The following is a 19,813-nucleotide window of genomic DNA, read 5'->3' as shown; positions in this document are numbered from 1 at the left end:
AATGTACGATTGTATTATCATTGGGGCTGGATTAGCAGGGGTTACTTTGGGTCATTTTCTTGAGAAAAACAAAAAAACTTTTTGTGTGATTTCCGACCACTCTCAGCCTACGAGTAGAATTGCAGGAGGGGTATATAACCCTGTGGTGCTGAAGCGCTTTACCCCCATATGGCGCGCCGATGAGGTGAGTTTGGTAGCCGACAGTTTTTATACGGAAGCAGAAAAAGCTGCTGGCTTATCGTTCAGAAAAGCATTGCCTGTATGGCGCAAATTTGCTTCGGTAGAAGAACAAAACAATTGGTTTGCCGCTGCCGATAATCTTGTACTACAGCACTATTTAGGAGGGTGTATATTGTCATCGGGGAATAGTGCAATACCAGCTCCTTTTGGACTTGGCGAGGTACTACATACGGGAAGATTGGATATAAAACTATATCTTGATAACGCACTCGCTCAATGGCAAAAACAAGGGATATATTACGAGCAAACATTTGATTATGAACTATTGCAAATTTGCGAAGAATATGTAGTTTATAAAGGTGTAGAAGCTCGCAATATAGTGTTTTGCGAAGGCTGTGGTGTTGCTAATAATCCTTACTTTAAAAATGTGCCTATGCGCCCTTGCAAAGGTGAAACGCTTACTTTTTCCGCACCTGATTTGAAGCTCAATAATATCCTAAAAAGCGATGGGGTTATCATTCCGCTGGGTAACGACCTTTATACTGTTGGGGCAACCTACGACCCCGAAGACCTTACAGAATGTATAACCGAAGCGGGTCGTACGGCTCTTATTGAGAAACTAGAAAAGATGATATGCTGCGATTATGAAATCGTTAGTCATCAGGCAGGCATACGCCCTACGGTAGCTGATAGGCGTCCCTTGGTGGGGCAGCACCCAATACACACCCCGCTATGGATATTAAATGGCTTAGGCACACGCGGAGTACTCAACGCCCCCTTATGTGCCCAAGTTCTATATAATGCAATGTTCCAAAAGATTGATATTCTCCAAGAAATGAATGTAAATAGATTTACCAAACGACTAAAAAAATACCTCTAATGGCTATTGTTTTTGCCCTTGTTCTTATTCAGCAATCTCTTCTTGATAAAAGCATTCAAATCCTTTCCTTTTACCGAATAAGTATTGAATAGCAGTAGTGGAGTAATTACCCCAAAAGCCAAACACATCGTTATAAAGCCTGTTTGCAAGCCCAATTTTATCGTTTCATAGATAAGGGTAAGGGTTTCTTCCTGCGGAGTCTTTATTGTAACTATTTTGATAGTATTCATCATAAACTCGTAGCCATATTTACCAGGTATCATATTGATAACCGCAGGGATGGTAAATACAATAGGGGGGGTATGCACCCTATGAGCAAAGTACACAGCAAGCAAGCCCACTGCACAAGCCCCTAAAAAAGAAGTAGTAACAATCTGTTCGGGCATAAGCGTTGCCAAAAGTACAAACTTTATCCCCCAGCCTACACCACCTAATACCCCCGTAATCCAAAGAGCACGGCGCGGTGTGTTAAACAAAAGCGCAAAGCCTATAGATATCCACATCGACCAAAAAATACGCTCCGATAAACCTATAAATACATCAAGAAAATTCATAACCACAAATGTAATGCTAAATAAAAACCTACCGAAATCATAAATACCAGCATCGCAGCGTGCGTAAGTTTAGCCAGTCCCGATACTACAATTCCCGAAAGCAAATCTATAAAACCATTGATAAGCGGCACACCAGGCACCAACCACAACACACAAGCTGCCAATGCATTATGATACGTTTCTACCCCTAAATGCTTAAACACACTAATTACTGATACCGACACAAAAGCAGCCCACGCCCAGCATATATACACATTAAATTTCTTAAGTTGCAGTAAGTATCGCCCCCATAGCCCTACTAAAGTAGCTATAAACGAAAGCGCAAACTCACTATAGCTCGCTTGCTGCTGACCAAATACATAAGCAAGCGCTCCACCGGCTACCGACACAAAAAACCACATCAAATAACGATTATAGTGCGGTTTAGCTTTAATAGTCTCTACTTGCTCCTCTATTTCCTCAATGGGCAATCCCTTTTCTATAGTCTCCCACGAAAGAATACTAATATCCGAAATAGCACTAAAATTCACCCCGTGATGCGATATAGTACGCACTATAGTTTCCTTTTCTTTAGTAGCCTTATCTGTAACGGTGAGTACGATAGCCGAATGCGAATAAAAATTCTCACAATGATAGTTCAAAGCATTTGATATACGCTCTACATTGCGCTCCACACGCCGTGTGTTAGCACCACTAGATATCAATAATTCATTAATCTCAGCAAATAATTTAGCTGCACGTACAATATCTCTCATTGTAATTTCTTTTTAATAAACAATAACACCACTATCCATAAAGCTATAGTAATCCTTTTCGGTAATAATTACGTGGTCTGTAAGTTTCACATCAAGTGTTTTACCCGCTTTTCCCACCTTTTCAGTAAGTTCAAAGTCCTGTCGGCTGGGGGTTGTATTGCCCGAAGGGTGATTATGTACCAATATTATCTGCACAGCACACCATTCCAATGCAATCTTAAAAAGCAAACGTATATCTACAATAGTTTCATCAATTCCACCTTTAAAAAGTGATACCTTATGAACCACCCTATTCGCACTATTCATATAAAGCACCCAAAACTCCTCGTGAGGCAAATCCCCTATTAGAGGTTGCATCAGCCTAAATACAGCCGAAGAACTCCCTATTTTAGGCAAAGGCTCAGGACTTTCAGCACTACAACGCCTACCCAATTCAGCAGCTGCCAGAATAGTAATCGCCTTTGCCTGACCAATACCTTTAAACTGCTGCAATTGTTGTAGAGATTGCTTTCCCAACAACGTCAAACGATTATCTACCGAAGCCAATATACGCCTACTCAGTGCCACCGCACTCTCATTAGTGGTACCCGAGCCTAGCAATATTGCCAAAAGCTCCGCATCACTAAGAGCCCCTTTGCCACGTACCATTAGCTTCTCACGAGGCTTATCATCATCAGCCCAATCTTTAATATTCATAATTTTCAGTTTTTAGTGGTTAAATAGTTATCAATTACACTCTTGTTCCCAGCTTATTTGCTAAAAAGCTAACATAAAACAGCTGAAAGCTATGGTAAAGCATTATAGGCAGCAAAAACAATACCTTATTGTCATCAGGCACACCCAGCACCATCATAAACAAGCTACCGTGTACCAGTGATTTCTTAGAACCACAGAAAGTAGTAGTAATTGTATCCTCACGATTAAAGCTCAGTTTTGCACAAACCCACTGTAGCAAGTAATACACAATAAAGAAAAGTCCTACCACAGCTACAGCTATCACAACAAACATTACCAAAGGCACACTACTAAATACCTTATTCACAAAGGCTAACGAAAAACTCTCATACACAATCAGCAAAATAATAAGCCTATCAAATTTGCCAATGAGCTTTCCATATTTAGCAATAAGTTTTTTGCAAAGAGGGTTTAACAGCAGCCCAAGCACTATAGGCAAAAGCACCTTTAGTAGTAGCTGCTGTACAATCTCCATCTGGTCAACCTCATTACCACTACCACTCTCCAAAAAAGGACGCATCAGCAAAGGCGTAGCCAAAATACCAATAAGTCCCGAAACCGAAGCATTAAAAATTGCCGAAGGCACATTACCACGCGCTATCGAAACCATCACCACCGAAGACGATACCGTAGAAGGCAAGCAAGCCAAAAAATAAACCGAAAGCCATAACACATATAAACCACTACCTTCAGCCAACTTGTAAAATGGTAATACCAACAAAGGAAATATCACAAAAGTAGCCACCTGTACCAATACGTGTAAGCGCCAATTTCTAATATCCTTTAGTACATCAGTAAGGTTCAGTTTAAGCCCATACAGCAAAAAGATAATCACTATCCCCCAGTCTATAAAAGCCCCCAAATCAAAATAAGCATTGTAATCCTCACGATAAGGGATAAGCCAACCCAAAAAAACCATCAGTAGCAAAAGCCACAAAAAAGCATTTTTCATAGTATTTTAATCGTAGTATTCTTCCACTTTTTCATATACGAGTTCAGGCTCCCAACCTCTATACAATAAATAGTTAGCCAGTTTAGCCTTCGCTTTATATACATTGCGCTCATTTATAGCATTATATTTTTTCTCAGCTACAGCCTCAAACACCTCCATATATTCCTCCTCATCAATCTCCTCAAGCCCAGCTTCAATAATATAATCACTCAGTCCGTGTTGTTTTAGTCCTTGTGTAATTTTATAGCGCCCCCATTTTTTTATCCTAAACTTTCCGCGAGCATAACTTCGTGCAAATCGTTCTTCATTCAGGAAATTATGCGTGATAAGATGCACAATAATTTCATCAATAGCCAGCGGAATCATTCCCATCTCTCGCAACTTTTCCTTCACTTGCCTATGCGACCGCTCCTGATAAGCACAATAACGCTCTAAGCGCCGTTTTGCTTCTTCAACACTATATACCTTATGTTCTTTATCCATAAAATATTTAAGTACAAAAAGAAGCTACCTACAAAAGATAGCTTCTTTTTGATAAACAATTTTTATATGAATACTTTCACCAAACCCTCTTAGAAGATTGAAGCTAAGTCTTTCTTGTATTTTGAAAGCAAAGCTCTTGTCATACCAAGGTTTGCCTTTGTAGAATCTACTACTAAGTAGATGAAGTAGCTACCATTTGATGAAATATCAATAACGTGGATTTGATCTGTAAGTGTAATGATAATATCCACAATTCTTTCTTTAGATGCAAGACCTAAAACTTGAAGCGCATTTTGTTTTGCTTTCACTACTTCGAGGTTGTAAGCTGAAGCAAGGTTAGGGTCAAAACTGTTATCTACGGAATCAGAACCATATGAAACGCCTGAACGTACTTCAGTAACTGAAACAGCTACGAATCCAGGAACGTTAGTACGCATATCCTGAATAAATTTGTCTAAAATATTTGTCATTATTTTATGTTTTTAAAAATTATATGAAGTGCTCCCTTTAAAAAAAGAGAGGCATCGAGCGGATTTGAACCGCTGTATAAGGTTTTGCAGACCTCCGCCTAGCCCCTCGGCCACGATGCCTTATTTTTTATTTCGGGTGCAAAGATATAGCTTTTTTTCAAACTAACCAAATTTTTCTCACTTTTTTTTAGAAAACAGATTCTAAATCTCTTTTGTATTTAGATACAAAAGCTCTCGCTAAGCCTACGTTGGTCTTAGTAGCGTCCATTACCAAGTAGATAAAGTAACTACCATTCCCAGCCACATCTATCGCGTGAATTTGGTCAGTTAGGGTAATTACAATGTCTTGTATTCTTTCTCTTCCGCCCAACCCCAAGGCTTGAATTGCCATTTGTGCAGCTTTGATTACCTCAAGGTTGTAAGCCGATGCAAGGTTCGGGTCAAAGTTAGGATCTGAAGAGTCTGCTGCATACGAAACTCCCGAACGAATTTCAGTAACTGATACTGCAATGTATCCAGGTACATTCGCCTTTACATCGTGAATAAATTTGTCTAATACATTTGTCATTATAATGCTCTTTTATGGGTTAATAATCGTTTTACTTTTAAAAGAGTATGGTTGTTATGCTCTTTTTTCTTTTATTTTCAATACTACCTCTGCTACATCTCCCCCTATAGGCGGATTTATCTTAGCAACCTTCAATGTTAGCCCCATTACCTGACGATGCTCTGCAAATACCCGCTTCACAATTCTATCGGCTACTACCTCCAGCAATTGCGCTCGCACTGCCATTTCTTCAACTACAATCCTATTCAAGCTTACATAATCCACCGTATCCTCAAGTGCATCTGTGCTACGCGCCTTGCCCAAGTCAGCAGTAACTTTCAGGTCTACCCTATAATCACTGCCTATTTGTTCCTCTTCCACAAGGCAACCGTGGTTAGAACGCACTCTAATGTTCTTAAGTATAATCTGTTCCATTGTCAGCTTATCGTTGCGCACATTTACAGTTACTAACCCCTTGGAAAAGGTCAAGCCCCAAGGTAATTACGTGTGTACCAGAGTTGTATCCTACAAGTTCATTAAGTGTCAACTGATATGAGTAAGCAAAATAAAACAATCCCTTTTTAAGCCCCGCCATAGGCCCAATATTTAAAGGTTTGAAAATTTGATCGTTTAGAGAACGATAGTTCACACCCACCCAATAATAATCCTCTATATCCATCCAACGGAATTTCAAGTTAAAGTCGGTAGTAGAACGACTATCACTTTCGTAAAGTTGATACAAGATAGAAGGCTCAATTTCAAATTTGCTGCGTTTGTCTTGTTTGTAGCGGTAGCCCATAAATACCATATAGTTACGCAACGCTTTAGGCTCTTCTCTGTAAAAACGCTCAATATCTTTGTTTAAGATGTTCAAAGCCGAAATATTTACAAACACACTTTTATAACGATAAAGCATCGCAATATCAAAGTTGTGATTCACTGTAAACCTGTCATTTGTAACAGCTTGGTCACGTATAGAAGGGTTAAACTTTTCAATGTTTATTTGAAAAGTATTAAGCGCATATGAAATACCAAATGATATAAAGTGATTATCATAACGGTCCAGTGTAAGGTGGTGAGCAAAACTCACTTTACCCCCTTTTTGGTAAGTATGCCCGTTGCGGTCATTGTAAAGTGTCATACCTGCTCCACTTCGTTCACCCAATCGCATATCTCCACCAATAGACTGATAATCAGGCGCACCTTTTATCCCTACCCATTGCGTAATCCCTGAAAGACGAATACGCACAAAGTCCCCGATACCCGCATAAGTAGGAGCTATCAAAAATTCACTGTCAGCCAAATATTGATTTTGCTGTGGTAAGTTGAGTTCTTGTGCAAATGTTTTCGCTTCAAAAGCACACACTGCCAAAAGTAACAATACTATTCTTTTCATTGTTTGATAAAAAATTAACTTTAACTATTTGCTTGCTAATCACTGCCAATTGCCCTCCCTATACTCCTATATAGTATATAAACACAATCAGCAAAATTTTCAGCAAATATACTTCTTTTTTTTGTGTTGCTCTACTTTTTTAGCGAATAAATGCGCACATTTAACATATTTATGTTTTCATTAACACTTTTAGTCCTCTATTTTATAGATGTTGTATTATCAATATTTTTTCTATTATCAAAAGAATAATTTATATAAATAGGTTTAATATTGAAAAATCATCAGTAATCCATTAAAATCATTGTTTTTTATTTATAGATAAAATCAGGAGGTTTTAAGTGTAGATACTAAGTGCATTTTAACTTTTTGGAAAGCCAACATTGTCGCTTTTCTATAGATGTGAAAAAGTTCTATTTTTTAAATAAAACAAGATATTCACCATAGCCTTCCTTCTGCATATCCTCTTTAGGAATAAAACGCAATGAAGCACTATTGATGCAATAACGCAAGCCTCCCAACTGTTTAGGACCATCGTCAAACACGTGCCCTAAGTGAGCATCACCCAGCTTGCTACGCACTTCTGTACGTGTCATATGGTATGATTTATCTTCTTTTTCTGCTATTAGCTTTTTGTCTATAGGTTTTGCAAAAGAAGGCCACCCACACCCCGACTGAAACTTGTCTAGCGAACTGAACAATGGCTCCCCTGTAGTAATATCCACATAAATACCCTCACGTTGCTCATCCCAATACTCGTTGGCAAAAGGCGTTTCGGTAGCATTCTGTTGGGTAACAGCATATTGCTCCTTGGTTAATCGTGAGCGCAACTCTGCTTCCGTAAGTTTCTTGAATTTTATAGGCTCAGGGTTTGCCTTTCGCGCTACCTCAAACAACTTTGTAGGGATATGACAATACCCACGAGGGTTCTTATCCAAATAATCCTGATGATATTCCTCTGCCTGATAAAAATTCTGTAACGGACTTACCTCTACTACTATAGGTTTTTTATAGTTTTTAGCCAATGCAGCTATGGCTTCATCTATGGTCGTTTTCACTCCTGCATCTGTATAGTAAATACCTGTGCGGTATTGGTCGCCCACATCATTGCCTTGTTTGTTTAGCGAAGTAGGATCTATAGTTTTGAAATAGAGCTGTAATAACAATTTCAAATCCACTACCTGCGGGTTGTAAACTATTTTTACAGTTTCTGCAAATCCTGTATTTCCGCTGCACACCTCTTCATACGAAGGAGCGTGTTGTAGTGTGCCATTGGCATAACCCACCTCAGTGCTTATCACACCGCGTATCTGTTTGAAAAAGTGCTCTGTACCCCAAAAGCACCCTCCTGCAAAATACAAATTAGCAGTCCCCGAATTGGCTTTTTCAGCCTCTTTTTCTGCATTTACCTCCGTAATCATTTGTTGGTTATTATTTTCCATAATTTCATTTGAAGGAACCGACTCCGTTTTGTTTTTATTAGTTGTATGTTGGCAAGCGCAGCCCAACAATAATGCTGCAAACGTGATAGTTACTAAAAAAATTTTCATTGTGTATATGTATAATGTTAATGTTTAGTGAGGAGGGGGGGAACACCTCACTCTTTACACCTCAAAAATAGTGCCTAACACGTCTTTTTGTAAAATATTTTTAAATAAATCTTATCAACTGTCAAAATTCATATAAAAACTCTGGGAGTAATTCTTTTTGATTAACGACCGATGACTAACGACTAACTACTATCTTTGTTGTTATTTCGTCGAATACTATTTCTTCACCCTCTGGCAGACTATCTACAAAAGTGATGTTGTCGGTAAGGGTTTCATTCTTGATATAGGCTTCGTTGGCAGTAACGGCTGCTTGTAGAGCAGGTTGCGCTTGCAGGCGTATTTGTATGCGGTCGGTGATGTCGTATTCGTTGTCCTTGCGGATATTCTGAATGCGGTTCACTAGCTCGCGCGCAATACCCTCTTGGCGCAGTTCGGGGGTGATGTGAATATCTAAAGCTACCAATAGGCTACCAGCAGTGGCTACCAACCAACCTTCTATATCCTGAGTACTGATTTCTACATCGTCCAAACTCAAAGTAACTGTTTTGTCGGGCAGTTGTAGGGAATAAGTTTGTGTTTTTTCAAACTGTGCAATTTCCGCTTGTCCAAACTCTTGTACTGCAGCGGCAATGGCTTTCATATCCTTGCCAAATTTAGGGCCTAAGGTCTTGAAGTTTGGCTTGATTTGTTTTACCAATATACCTGAGGCATCTTCCAAAAGCTCTATTTCCTTCACATTCACCTCGTGCTTGATGAGGCTTGCTACCGCTTCTATTTCAGCACGCTCGGTGTCGTTAGCTATCGGTATCATAATTTTTTGCAGCGGCTGACGTACCTTGATGCTTTCTTTCTTGCGCAACGATAGTACTAAAGATGAGATGGTTTGCGCTTTCTGCATCTTGCTTTCCAATGATTTATCGATGTAGCTTTCGTTAGCTATAGGGAAATCGGTAAGGTGTACACTCTCTTTGTTTTCTTTGCCGGTAACGCTTGCCAAATCTTTGTAGAGGCGGTCGGCATAGAAAGGTGCCACTGGCGCCATCAGTTTAGCAATGGTTATCAGGCAAGTGTAAAGCGTTTGGTAAGCCGCTATTTTATCAGCTTCGTATTCGCCTTTCCAAAAACGGCGGCGCGATAAGCGTACGTACCAGTTGCTGAGATTCTCCTGTACAAAATCCGAGATAGCACGGGTAGCACGGGTAGGCTCATAATCAGCATAGAGGGCATCTACTTCTTTGATGAGCGTATTGAGTTCCGAAAGTATCCAGCGGTCTATTTCAGGGCGTTCAGCCAGTGGTATATCCGCTTCGGCATAAGTGAAGCTATCGGTATTGGCATAGAGCGCAAAGAATGAATAAGTGTTGTAGAGCGTACCGAAGAACTTACGGCGCACTTCGGCTACCCCTTCCAAGTCGAATTTGAGGTTATCCCAAGGGTTTGCGTTGGAAATCATATACCAGCGAGTGGCATCGGCGCCGTACTCGGCTATGGTAGTGAATGGGTCTACCGCATTGCCCAAGCGTTTGGACATCTTTTGTCCGTTCTTGTCAAGCACCAACCCATTAGATACTACGTTTTTATAAGCCACGCTATTGAATACCGAAGTAGCAATTGCGTGTAGCGTATAGAACCAACCGCGTGTTTGGTCTACCCCTTCGGCGATAAAGTCGGCTGGGTAGGCAGTGTGGTTTTCTATATAGTCTTTGTTTTCAAAAGGATAGTGCCATTGTGCATAAGGCATAGCTCCTGAGTCGAACCACACGTCTATCAGGTCGGTTTCGCGCTGCATTGGTTTGCCCGATGGCGATACGAGCACTATGTTATCAACGATATTTTTGTGCAAATCTACCTTGTTGTAATTGCTTTCGGAGTTGTCGCCCACTACAAAATCTTTATAAGGGTCGGCAGTCATTACGCCCGCTGCAATAGCTTTTTGTATTTCGGCTTTTAGCTCTTCTACCGAACCGATGCAGATTTCCTCTTGCTTATCGGCAGTGCGCCAAATAGGTAGCGGGATACCCCAATAGCGCGAACGCGAAAGGTTCCAGTCGTTGGCATTTTTTAGCCAGTTGCCAAAACGCCCTTCGCCGGTAGCCTTAGGTTTCCAATTGATGGTTTCGTTGAGGGCAAACATACGTTCTTTGAAGTCGGTAACCTTTACAAACCACGAGTCGAGCGGGTAGTACAGCACCGGTTTATCGGTACGCCAGCAGTGCGGATAGCTGTGTACGTATTTTTCTACTTTGAAAGCCTTGTTTTCTTCTTTCAGGAGAATCGCCAAGCTCACATCCCACGATTTTTCAGGCGCTTGCCCTGCCTCGTAATACTCATTTTTGATGTATTTTCCTGCAAAAGCCTCAGGAATATTGTGCCCTGTGATAAATTTTCCTTGTAAATCTACTAGCGGAATAAGGTTGCCATCGGCATCTTTCACCAACATTGGAGGGATATCGTAGGCTTTGGCAGCACGGGCGTCATCAGCACCAAAGGTAGGGGCGATATGTACGATACCGGTACCATCATCGGTAGTAACAAAGTCGCCTGCAATCACGCGGAAAGCTTGGTCGGCATTTTCGGCAGGAGCGCACCAAGCGATGAGCTGCTCGTAGGTAGTACCCACAAGGTCAGCGCCTTTGCATTCGCCTAATATTTGGTAAGGAATTGTCTTGCTTTCGGGAGTGTAAGCTGCAAAGGCTTCGGCATCGCCCTCTACAAACTTCTTGCCGAATTGTTTTGCCAAAAGCGGTTTGCCAATGATGATAGTAATCGGCTCAAAAGTATATTGATTGAATGTTTTTACGAGTACATAGTCAATTTCTTTGCCTACTGCCAATGCCGTATTGGAAGGCAACGTCCAAGGGGTAGTTGTCCAAGCGAGGATATGGATAGGTTCGGTAGCGTTGCCGAATACTTTACTTGCCGCTGCTGCTAATGCTTTCACTTTGAATTGTGCTACAACGGTAGTATCGCTCACATCGCGGTAGCAGCCCGGTTGGTTCAGCTCGTGCGATGACAAGCCTGTCCCTGCCTTAGGCGAATAGGGCTGAATGGTGTAGCCTTTGTACAGCAACTGCTTGTTGTACAGCTGTTTCAAAAGCCACCATACGCTTTCCATATATTTGGGTTTGTAGGTGATATAAGGGTCGTCCATATCCACCCAGTAGCCTATCTTCTCGGTAAGGTCGTTCCAGATGTCGGTATAGCGCATTACGGCTTCCTTGCAGGCTTTGTTGTAATCTTCTATACTTATTTTTTTGCCTATATCTTCTTTGGTGATGCCGAGTTCTTTCTCCACCCCCAATTCTACGGGCAATCCGTGGGTATCCCAACCTGCTTTGCGTTTTACTTGAAATCCTTTTTGAGTTTTGTAGCGGCAGAAAATATCTTTAATAGAACGCGCCATCACGTGGTGAATACCTGGCACTCCGTTGGCAGACGGCGGACCTTCAAAAAACACAAACGGAGCAGCGCCCTCACGAGCGGAGATACTCTGTTCAAAGATATTTGAGGCTTTCCAAAAAGCCAATATTTCCTCAGCTACCTTAGTAAGGTCTAATTGTTTGTACTCGTTGAATTTCATATATGGGTTATTTTTAGTCGTTATGACGTTAGTTTGGCGCAAAGGTAAGAACTAATTAGCAAATTAACAAATTAGAGAATTAGTAAATTAGCAAATTTGTGTTGCGCCGACTTTCCTTCGCTCAACCTTCGCTTATCCTTCGCTCATCCTTCGCTCAAGGATGGGGCAATGTAGATAGATATTTTGTGCGTTATTATAGCGAGCCAATTGCTTCTGTTAGGGCGGCTACTTGTGCGGGGGTGGTAGCCCACGAGGTTATCAGCCGTATAGCAGTGTGTTCCTTATCAATGGTTTTCCATCGGTAAAACTCAAACTTTTCTGCTAATATATCAATGCTTTTGTTGGGCAAAATAGGGAATAACTGATTGGTAGTGGTGTCGGCTAAAAAGGGATATCCTGCTGTTGCCAGTGCTTCTTTGATGGTCTGCATACGCTCATTGGCATAGCGTGCTAATGTGTTGTATAGGTCGTTTTGAAAGAGCGTCAGGAACTGTAAGCCCAATAACCTTCCTTTGGCTAAGAGGGCGCCTTTTTGTTTCAGATGATATTCAAATCCTTCTTGTAGGGCAGGCTTGTTGATAACAATTGCCTCGCCTAATAAGCCGCCATTTTTGGTTGCCCCTATGTAGAAAACATCGGTGTATTGAGCAAGGTCTTCCCATTGTATATCATTGTCGTGGGCGTTGAGGGCTGCTCCCAGCCGTGCGCCGTCCATAAAGAGCAAAAGCTGATGGGCTTGGCAACAGGCATAGATAGCTTTTAGCTCGGCAAGGGTGTATATTGTGCCTACTTCGGTAGCATTGGTAATGTATACCAATCGCGGTTTTACCTGATGAGGAAAGTTGGTATAACAAGTGGCGTAATGAGCGATGTCTTCAGGGGTTATCTTGCCATTGATAGAGGGGGCGAGGTGTATTTTATGTCCTACAGCCTCAATGGCACCTGTTTCGCTGTCGGCAATATGGGCAGTATTGTCGGCAATAACGCTTTCGTAAGGGCGCAGTAGTGCCGCAATTACTAATAAATTGGCTTGTGTGCCGCCGCTTACAAAGTGTATTTTGGCATTAGGATTCTTTATTTTTTCTCTGATAAGGGCTTTGGCTTCTAAAGAATAGTCATCAAGTCCGTAGCCTGCTTGCTGGGTGAGATTAGTTTTCATAAGTGCCTCTAAGATAGCAGGGTGAGCTCCTTCTGCATAATCGTTTTTGAATGATATTTTCATTGGTAGAGAAGTATGTTTGTTTTCGCTGCAAAAATACAAAACAATTAGCAATTGACAATCTTATGTTAATTGTTTTATGCATTATACTTTCCTCGTTTCCAGATTTCTATAGAATTGATAATATTCTGCCATAGGATATAACAACCGGGACCTACCGTAGAAAGGGGATGCAGATAGGTGGCGGCTATCCAGATAGCAAAGGCGGTGTTCTTTTGCCCTAAGGCTTGTCCTGCCTCAATAGAAGTGCCGAAATATTTACCAATACGCCTGCCTATGGCGTACTGCAATAGGCATATTACTAAGCCTGAAAGCGCAATCAGTAGTAAAAAAAACATACTGCTTTCTGCGTGGAAGATGTTCTTGAGGGTAGTGCCTGTTACAATCATCAGTGAGCAGCCCCAAAGGTAGAAAGATAGGTCGGGGATGTGTATGAGCCATTGGTGAAAGCGGTGGAGTAGGGGAAGGCTCTTGGTGAGCAAGGCTAATAGCATTGGTACAACCAGCACTAAGCATACTTTTTGCATTATCAGTACAAAAGCACTCCAGAAGGTCATTTGTGAGGCGGGTTCTATTAGCGGGAAACATAGCGGAATAAGCAGGGCACAGAGCAGATTGGAAACAAAGGTGTAGGTGGTCATTTGCTCTAAATTGCCACCGAGCTTAAGGGTTACTACGGCTGCCGCTGCGGCACACGGACTGATAATACAAGCTAATACACTTTCTAAAAGTATCAGTTCCTTACCTACGATACCAAAGAGGAGAATAGCCCCTACGCCTATGCCTACTAATAGGCATTGCACTGCTACCATCCACCAATGCCAAGGTACGATGGCTATTTTCCTAAAATCGACTTTGCAAAAAGTTACGTAGAGAATGAGGAACATAAACAACGGCAGTATGCTGTTGAATATGGGGGCAAACCATTGCGATGCCTCCTCTAAGGCGGGCGTATAATAAAACAGCAAATACGCCATCGCCCCTATGCCCATTGAGAGAGGGAGCGTCCAGCTTTTTATAAATTGGAAAAGTTTCATAGGCTGCTAATTAAACTGTACATCATTTGTAATATTCCTCTGTTTTACGGGGCAAAAGTACAAATAATTAGGAAATTAGAGAATTAGGAAATTATCACTATCTTTGTGCCCTTTAATAAAAAACAAAAAATGAAGAAAAGATTTTTGATAGTAGCGTTATTCACGCTATTTTTAGGCGGTATTGCCGTAGCGCAATCTCAAGAGCAACCCTCAACCCTTGCTGAACTACAAGCTGAAAAAGAAAGATTGGAAGCCAAACTTGCCAAAGCTATCGAAGACAGAGAAAATGCAAAAAATTCTTTACTAGGTAAATACTCAGATGTAGCGTTTGCCTTTAATAAGCATATTAGTAAAAAACAAAAAAAGTTTGCAAAGACTGTCGAACGAGGTACTAAACGCCAAGAAAAACAAATCAAAAAGAAATTGAAAAAACTCAACAAACGCATTGAGGAAATTAGAGAATTAGCAAATTAGGAAATTAGCAAATTAGGGAATTAGCAAATTAGAAAATCCCCGCTGATAGATTTTTCTTTCAGCGGGGATTTGTTTCTAATGTTTTTTTATAAACTCGGTAATTTCAGCGGCGGTTTTGGTTCGGGCTTCTTCCGTAGAGAAACCGTGGTCTACTTGGGGGAGGAGTATCAATTGGCTGTTCTTGTACCCTTGGTGGTAACGCTCGCCATAGGTGTAGGGGACTACTACATCCCAAGTGCCGTGAATAATGAGTACTGCGCCTTTATACTCTTTAGCAGTTTCGTAAATGGGAAGCGTTTGTGCTGTTACAACATAGTCCCGTCCCATACGCATTCCTCTGGGGAGGTCTACATATTCAGGAATATGATGAGGGTCGTAAGTAGCGCCTTGTGTGCTGCCGCGCAGGGCATCATCGCGCAAAACAGCCGCAGGGGCACAAAGAGCCACACTCTTGATGCTTTTCTTCAGCTCACCGGCTACCATCGAGGCTACTACACCTCCCTGAGAATGCCCCACAATACTGATGCCGCTCACCCAAGGGAGTTTCTGAGCATAATCTATCACCTTTTTGGCGTCTTCAATTTCGTTGAGTACGGTCATATCTTGAAAATGTCCTTCGCTTTTGCCACAGCCGTTGAAATCAAAACGGATGCTCGCGATACCCGCCTCTTGCAGCCTGTCGGCGATAGTGCGCAATAGGGGACGGTCTTTATCAGCACCAAAACCGTGACAGATAATCACCATTCGCACCTTTTTGCCTTTCTCAATTTTAGGCATTTGCAGAGTGGCTACCAATTTACCTTTAGCCCCTTGTAGGGTAAGGTCTTCTGTTTGTTGTGCTTTTACTGAATGTATTAATGCCATACATACTAATACTAAAGTTATAAAATTCTTTTTCATAAAGTGGTATTTAAGCTTTATTTTCAAAGCAAAAATACAACTAATTTCCAAATTTGCTAATTTGCTAATTTCCAAATTTTCTAATTCTCTAATTTGCTAATTACCTCATACGCTCTGCCAATAGGAATTTCGGTTTCACCAATGTAAATAAATTGATGGGTATACGAACTGATGTGCTGTACATTCACCACGCAACTCTTATTGACGCGTACAAATAACGCAGCGGGCAGCTGGCTGTGAATGTTCTTCAGGTTAATCCACGTAATGTATTTATCGCTAAAAGTGTGGATAATCACATAGTCCTTCAGTGCCTCTATATACAATATATCGCTATGAGCGATGCGGTAATTACGTCTGTTAGCGCGAATACTAATACATTGTGTGTCAGTACACTCAAAGTCCGTTTTTTGCTGAGAGAGCAGTTGGTGGTAACTTTCGGCTTTGGCAACCGCTTTTTTAAAGCGCTCGGGGGTAATGGGCTTCACCAAATAGTCTAGCGCATCTACTTCATAGCTATCTAAGGCATACTGGCTGTAGGCGGTAGTAAATATCACCAAAGTCTGTTCGGGCAAGGTTCTGGCAAACTCCAAGCCGTTTACCCCTGGCATTTCTATATCTAAAAAGAGCAAATGTACTTCGTTTTTCTTCAGAAAATCGGCAATGCCTACGGTATTTTTGAACGACCCTAAGAGCTTTAGGGGGCTATACTGCCTGATAAGGCGCTCCATACCAATACGTGCCAAAGGTTCGTCATCTACTATCAAACAATTCATAGTTGCAAAGCTAAAGTTACTATATATTCTTGGGGGAAAGCTTCTTGCGAAAGCTGAAAATGGTCGCCGTAGAGCAGTTCTAAGCGCCTTCTGAGGTTGGGTAGCCCTATACCACTACACCTCTGTTTGCGATGAGGCGTTAAAGGTACGGAATTGCGCACCGAAAAGTGTAACCAGCCCTCTTTATTTTCGCATTTTATATAGATATAGGTAGGCGCAAGGCTGTCGGTACTATGTTTTACAGCGTTTTCGGCTAAGATAAGCAGTATGTTGGGCGGAATTTGTATGCCTTGTACGTTCTTTTCATCGTATGTAAGCTCGTAAGTAAAATCATCGCGACGCATAGCTTCCAAAGAGAGATAATCGTTTAAAAAACGCAGTTCCGAACTGAGAAAAACCTGTTCTTCGTGCGTTTGATAGAGCAAATGTCGCAAGAAATCGGATAGTTTTGTGATGGTATAAGAGGCTTTTTCGGAGTTGATATGCACCAATACATTAATGCTATTGAGCATATTGAATAAAAAATGGGGTTGTATCTGGCTACGGAGGGCTTGCAGTTCACTCTCGTTGGCTTGTCGCTCCAATTCTTGCATCCTCTCGCTATTCTTTACCCACACTTGGAGTATTTTTATGAGTGTAGAAGTCATTATAAAGGGTACTACATATACCAAAGTAGAAAGAAGTATTATAGAAATAGGAGTTTTTGATGCCATTTTGATTTCTTTCCCAATCATATAGTCTTTCCATAGTACAAAATTGAGATAATAGCTAGAACCCAACATAAAAAATACCCATAGCGTAAGGAGGATGATATAAGTAGCGAGCTTCCCTTTGAAGAAAAAACGCGGAATAAGCACATACATATTTAGGTAAAAAGTAGCGGTAATTCCCAACCATTTCTCTATCCAATCCCAAAGATCTATTATTCCATCGTAATCACCCCATTGTCTGCTTAGTGTGTAAAATAGCAATAATGAACTACAACCTGCTATATGCCGATAAATGCGGTATCTATCAGCTATAAGAAACTGCAAGAAGAGATTGTTCTTCAAAAATATGTATGGATTTTCGGTAGTCATTAGTGAGAGGGCGTTGTTAGTCGTTAACCATTAAAATCTGTATCCTAGTCCTACAAAGATAGAGCGTGTGCGCAAATAGTCGCTACTGTGGCGAGGATCTTTGGTAAGGAGATTGGCTAATCCTAAGTAGAAATTGGTTTCTATAAAGAGTCTCTCGTTGAAGTTGTATTCTAAACCCAAGAGCGCCCCATAGTCAAAATTTTCAATATCCTTTCTGGTAAATGAACGGTATTTGTCTTCAAAAGGAGTAACCCAAGGGATATAACTCACATAGCCTCCTACTTTAGGACGGAGCCCACTGATATTGTATTTGATAGCCAGAGGCACATCAATTCTGTGAAGTATTGTTTTTCCCTTTCCTATAGTGGAATGATTGGTATATATTGCCCTAAGATCTAACAATAATTTTTCAGAAGCAGGGATTTCAACAAAGAAACCACCATAAGAAGAGGTGCTAAAAGGCTTTTTGTCAGTTTTGTTTTGTCCTTCATAGCGGTCGTCGTGAACATCTTTGCTCATCAATCCAATTCCACTACCCGAATGGATGCCAAATTTTACTTGTGCTGTAGCCGTAGCGGTGAACGCTATCAAGGCTATAATTGTAATTATTCTTTTCATTTTTTTATATGTGTTTTTAAATTAATACTATAGAAATTCGATTTTTCCACGTCCTTTGATGTTTGTATCTCTCTGGTTTTATTAATTGCTACTTAATCGTGATTCCTACTGAGAAGTAAAAAGCAGGATTGAATTGACTTGAACGGACAGTGCCGTCTTCATTTTTAGCTTCTGGCTCGAACATCGCAGCAAGCGCTCGCTTTGTATATCGTCCTGTACGCAAAAAGATAGCTCCAGCCGTAATAGGAATACTTATGTGTTTTCCTATTTTAAATTCGGGTTGTAAGCCTGTAATAATGTTTTGCTGGGTGAAAATTTCTTTTTGTGCATTGCGCTGTAAATAGGCTGCATATCCGCCTACATAGGTTGCTAATTTTAAGCTGAGGTTTTTGTGGTAGTTGTAGCCAAAAGCTACTTTTGCCCCATCAAGCAGACTAACATCTATAGTAAATTTATCGGAAAAGCCTCCTTTGTATTTCAAATAAAATGCAGGAAACACCATAGGATAACCAAAACTGTTGTTAAGAGCTACGCCTCCTCCTATTTCAAGGTTAGGCATCCAATGCCATACAAGCACAAAAGCACCATTAGCCAAAACATTTTCGCCTATATGAATAGCCGACAATTGATTTTCAGGGGTATAGCTTCCTGCACCGAGTGCCATTAACATAGACCAACGTTCCTTTAGCGGACGTAAGTGAAGCACGGATGCTCCCAAGTTCATCACTTGCGAGGGGAGTTCTTTCCCGATAGGAAAGTTTTGATTGTCCATTTTTACAAAAGTACCGCTAAGAGCAACGCCCCAAACGGTAGCACGCTTATAGGGGTCTTCTTCAGCGGGTGCTTGTATCCAGAGGGGCAGCATTGCACTTGCCGAATAAATAGTAGCCGAACCATCGCCCGTATTCGTATCGGCTACGGCATCGTAGAATTTAGAATTGCCTATATACTCCGCTTTTACACTAATTTGAGCAAAAGCACTCACCACAATCAATAGAGCTATAAGGGTTATTGTATTTTTCACTGTAATGAAGATTTTAGTATTACAGAGGCAAAGGTAGTGCAAAAGGAATTACAAAGGGTAAAAAGTAGTTTTTTCTATACCAAAAACAAGTTTTGCTATACTAAAAGTGTAGTTCTATGATAGTTCTTAACGCTACAAGGTCAGAGTATTTTGTGTAATCAAGGGAAAAAAATATTCTTTTTTCCCCTTCCTATTTCCAATAATTTTTCAAGAGTAGTTTGCAATACTTTATTTAGCTTGAGGTGCCACTGATATTGATAATCTACAACAGGGTCTTTCTCATCATCTAAATTTCTCCCTATAGTTTGTACGTAGATAATACCATTTTCAACATGATAATCTCCCATTGTATAACGTTTTGTTGGTTCTGGAAAACGCTCTGTAAATTGATTTCTGTATTCGTTATAGTCTATCAATATCATTCTATTGAAATCACCAATACTAAAACTAAGTTTTTTTTCTTCTAAAGTAATTTCGAAATATTCATCAATAGAATTTTCTATTATTTTAGTTTCATTCTTTAGCTTTTGCACCAGCAGCGCCAAATCTATAGCTCCTTCCATAGTGGAGCAGTCTATTTTATATAAGGTTTTCCCTACTTGATAGGAGA

21 protein-coding genes and 1 tRNA gene are annotated in these 19,813 nt (G+C 40.8%); 2 read left to right on the top strand and 20 right to left on the bottom strand.

The window, feature by feature from the left end:
* The first annotated feature begins 1 nt into the window (after nucleotide 1).
* Nucleotides 2-1,060: an FAD-binding oxidoreductase gene (locus HMPREF9075_RS09075; protein WP_009416252.1), complete on the top strand. Its 1,059-nt coding sequence runs from the start codon at nucleotides 2-4 to the stop codon at nucleotides 1,058-1,060.
* On the opposite strand, the gene HMPREF9075_RS09070 is transcribed toward HMPREF9075_RS09075, so the two are convergent.
* The 14 genes from HMPREF9075_RS09070 to HMPREF9075_RS09005 all read right to left on the bottom strand — a co-directional run bounded on the left by HMPREF9075_RS09070 (nucleotide 1,057) and on the right by HMPREF9075_RS09005 (nucleotide 14,335).
* Nucleotides 1,057-1,614: a threonine/serine exporter family protein gene (locus HMPREF9075_RS09070; RefSeq protein WP_009416251.1), complete on the bottom strand. Its 558-nt coding sequence runs from the start codon at nucleotides 1,612-1,614 to the stop codon at nucleotides 1,057-1,059. The two genes, HMPREF9075_RS09075 and HMPREF9075_RS09070, sit on opposite strands and share 4 nt — an antisense overlap.
* Entirely contained in the window at nucleotides 1,611-2,369 is a 759-nt protein-coding gene (locus HMPREF9075_RS09065) for a threonine/serine exporter ThrE family protein (RefSeq protein WP_009416250.1), read from the bottom strand. Before HMPREF9075_RS09065 ends, HMPREF9075_RS09070 begins: the two co-directional genes overlap by 4 nt.
* 12 nt (nucleotides 2,370-2,381) lie before the next feature.
* Nucleotides 2,382-3,065: a DNA repair protein RadC gene (gene radC, locus HMPREF9075_RS09060; protein WP_009416249.1), complete on the bottom strand. Its 684-nt coding sequence runs from the start codon at nucleotides 3,063-3,065 to the stop codon at nucleotides 2,382-2,384.
* Between the two features lie 34 nt (nucleotides 3,066-3,099).
* The gene (locus HMPREF9075_RS09055; RefSeq protein WP_009416248.1) at nucleotides 3,100-4,056 is read right to left on the bottom strand and encodes a bile acid:sodium symporter; all 957 of its coding nucleotides are present in this window, start codon (nucleotides 4,054-4,056) and stop codon (nucleotides 3,100-3,102) included.
* 6 nt (nucleotides 4,057-4,062) lie between these two features.
* The gene (locus HMPREF9075_RS09050) at nucleotides 4,063-4,539 is read right to left on the bottom strand and encodes a regulatory protein RecX (RefSeq protein WP_009416247.1); all 477 of its coding nucleotides are present in this window, start codon (nucleotides 4,537-4,539) and stop codon (nucleotides 4,063-4,065) included.
* An 89-nt stretch (nucleotides 4,540-4,628) separates the two neighbouring features.
* A complete protein-coding gene (locus tag HMPREF9075_RS09045; RefSeq protein WP_009416246.1) occupies nucleotides 4,629-5,009 on the bottom strand; it encodes a hypothetical protein in 381 nt (126 codons plus the stop codon).
* 49 nt (nucleotides 5,010-5,058) lie between these two features.
* Nucleotides 5,059-5,129: transfer RNA gene (locus HMPREF9075_RS09040), tRNA-Cys, on the bottom strand.
* 67 nt (nucleotides 5,130-5,196) lie between these two features.
* On the bottom strand, nucleotides 5,197-5,577 hold the full coding sequence (locus HMPREF9075_RS09035; RefSeq protein WP_009416245.1) for a hypothetical protein: 381 nt from the start codon (nucleotides 5,575-5,577) through the stop codon (nucleotides 5,197-5,199).
* A 54-nt stretch (nucleotides 5,578-5,631) separates the two neighbouring features.
* Nucleotides 5,632-5,991: a dihydroneopterin aldolase gene (folB, locus tag HMPREF9075_RS09030; RefSeq protein WP_009416244.1), complete on the bottom strand. Its 360-nt coding sequence runs from the start codon at nucleotides 5,989-5,991 to the stop codon at nucleotides 5,632-5,634.
* 7 nt (nucleotides 5,992-5,998) lie between these two features.
* Nucleotides 5,999-6,952: a type IX secretion system membrane protein PorP/SprF gene (locus HMPREF9075_RS09025; RefSeq protein ID WP_009416243.1), complete on the bottom strand. Its 954-nt coding sequence runs from the start codon at nucleotides 6,950-6,952 to the stop codon at nucleotides 5,999-6,001.
* A gap of 410 nt (nucleotides 6,953-7,362) precedes the next feature.
* A complete protein-coding gene (gene msrB, locus HMPREF9075_RS09020; RefSeq protein ID WP_009416242.1) occupies nucleotides 7,363-8,499 on the bottom strand; it encodes a peptide-methionine (R)-S-oxide reductase MsrB in 1,137 nt (378 codons plus the stop codon).
* Between the two features lie 175 nt (nucleotides 8,500-8,674).
* Nucleotides 8,675-12,079, bottom strand: coding sequence for an isoleucine--tRNA ligase (ileS, locus tag HMPREF9075_RS09015; protein ID WP_009416241.1), 3,405 nt, complete (start codon nucleotides 12,077-12,079; stop codon nucleotides 8,675-8,677).
* Nucleotides 12,080-12,272: 193 nt separating this feature from the next.
* A complete protein-coding gene (locus HMPREF9075_RS09010) occupies nucleotides 12,273-13,301 on the bottom strand; it encodes a low specificity L-threonine aldolase (protein WP_009416240.1) in 1,029 nt (342 codons plus the stop codon).
* A 74-nt stretch (nucleotides 13,302-13,375) separates the two neighbouring features.
* The gene (locus HMPREF9075_RS09005) at nucleotides 13,376-14,335 is read right to left on the bottom strand and encodes a sodium bile acid symporter family protein (RefSeq protein WP_009416239.1); all 960 of its coding nucleotides are present in this window, start codon (nucleotides 14,333-14,335) and stop codon (nucleotides 13,376-13,378) included.
* A gap of 129 nt (nucleotides 14,336-14,464) precedes the next feature.
* On the opposite strand from HMPREF9075_RS09005, the gene HMPREF9075_RS09000 reads away from it, so the two are divergent.
* Nucleotides 14,465-14,809: a hypothetical protein gene (locus HMPREF9075_RS09000; RefSeq protein WP_034557347.1), complete on the top strand. Its 345-nt coding sequence runs from the start codon at nucleotides 14,465-14,467 to the stop codon at nucleotides 14,807-14,809.
* 75 nt (nucleotides 14,810-14,884) lie between these two features.
* Here the strand turns inward: HMPREF9075_RS09000 and HMPREF9075_RS08995 are convergent, their stop codons facing one another.
* The 6 genes from HMPREF9075_RS08995 to HMPREF9075_RS13565 form a co-directional block, all read right to left on the bottom strand.
* Entirely contained in the window at nucleotides 14,885-15,709 is an 825-nt protein-coding gene (locus HMPREF9075_RS08995; RefSeq protein ID WP_034557404.1) for an alpha/beta hydrolase, read from the bottom strand.
* 80 nt (nucleotides 15,710-15,789) lie between these two features.
* Nucleotides 15,790-16,482: a LytTR family DNA-binding domain-containing protein gene (locus HMPREF9075_RS08990; RefSeq protein ID WP_009416236.1), complete on the bottom strand. Its 693-nt coding sequence runs from the start codon at nucleotides 16,480-16,482 to the stop codon at nucleotides 15,790-15,792.
* On the bottom strand, nucleotides 16,479-17,561 hold the full coding sequence (locus HMPREF9075_RS08985) for a sensor histidine kinase (protein WP_009416235.1): 1,083 nt from the start codon (nucleotides 17,559-17,561) through the stop codon (nucleotides 16,479-16,481). The genes HMPREF9075_RS08990 and HMPREF9075_RS08985 overlap by 4 nt, the downstream gene beginning before the upstream one ends.
* Nucleotides 17,562-17,591: 30 nt before the next feature.
* Nucleotides 17,592-18,179 (bottom strand): outer membrane beta-barrel protein, encoded by a 588-nt coding sequence (locus HMPREF9075_RS08980; RefSeq protein ID WP_009416234.1) that lies wholly within the window; start codon nucleotides 18,177-18,179, stop codon nucleotides 17,592-17,594.
* Between the two features lie 88 nt (nucleotides 18,180-18,267).
* Nucleotides 18,268-19,203 carry a DUF6268 family outer membrane beta-barrel protein gene (locus tag HMPREF9075_RS08975; RefSeq protein WP_009416233.1) on the bottom strand — a complete coding sequence of 312 codons (936 nt, stop codon included), beginning with the start codon at nucleotides 19,201-19,203 and terminating at the stop codon, nucleotides 18,268-18,270.
* 158 nt (nucleotides 19,204-19,361) lie between these two features.
* A partial coding sequence (locus HMPREF9075_RS13565) for a hypothetical protein (protein WP_009416232.1) occupies nucleotides 19,362-19,813 on the bottom strand: 452 nt, incomplete at its 5' end.

The sequence above is a fragment of the Capnocytophaga sp. oral taxon 332 str. F0381 genome, assembly GCF_000318275.2.
GTDB lineage: Bacteria > Bacteroidota > Bacteroidia > Flavobacteriales > Flavobacteriaceae > Capnocytophaga > Capnocytophaga bilenii.
This window is presented reverse-complemented; position numbering and strand designations above follow the sequence as displayed.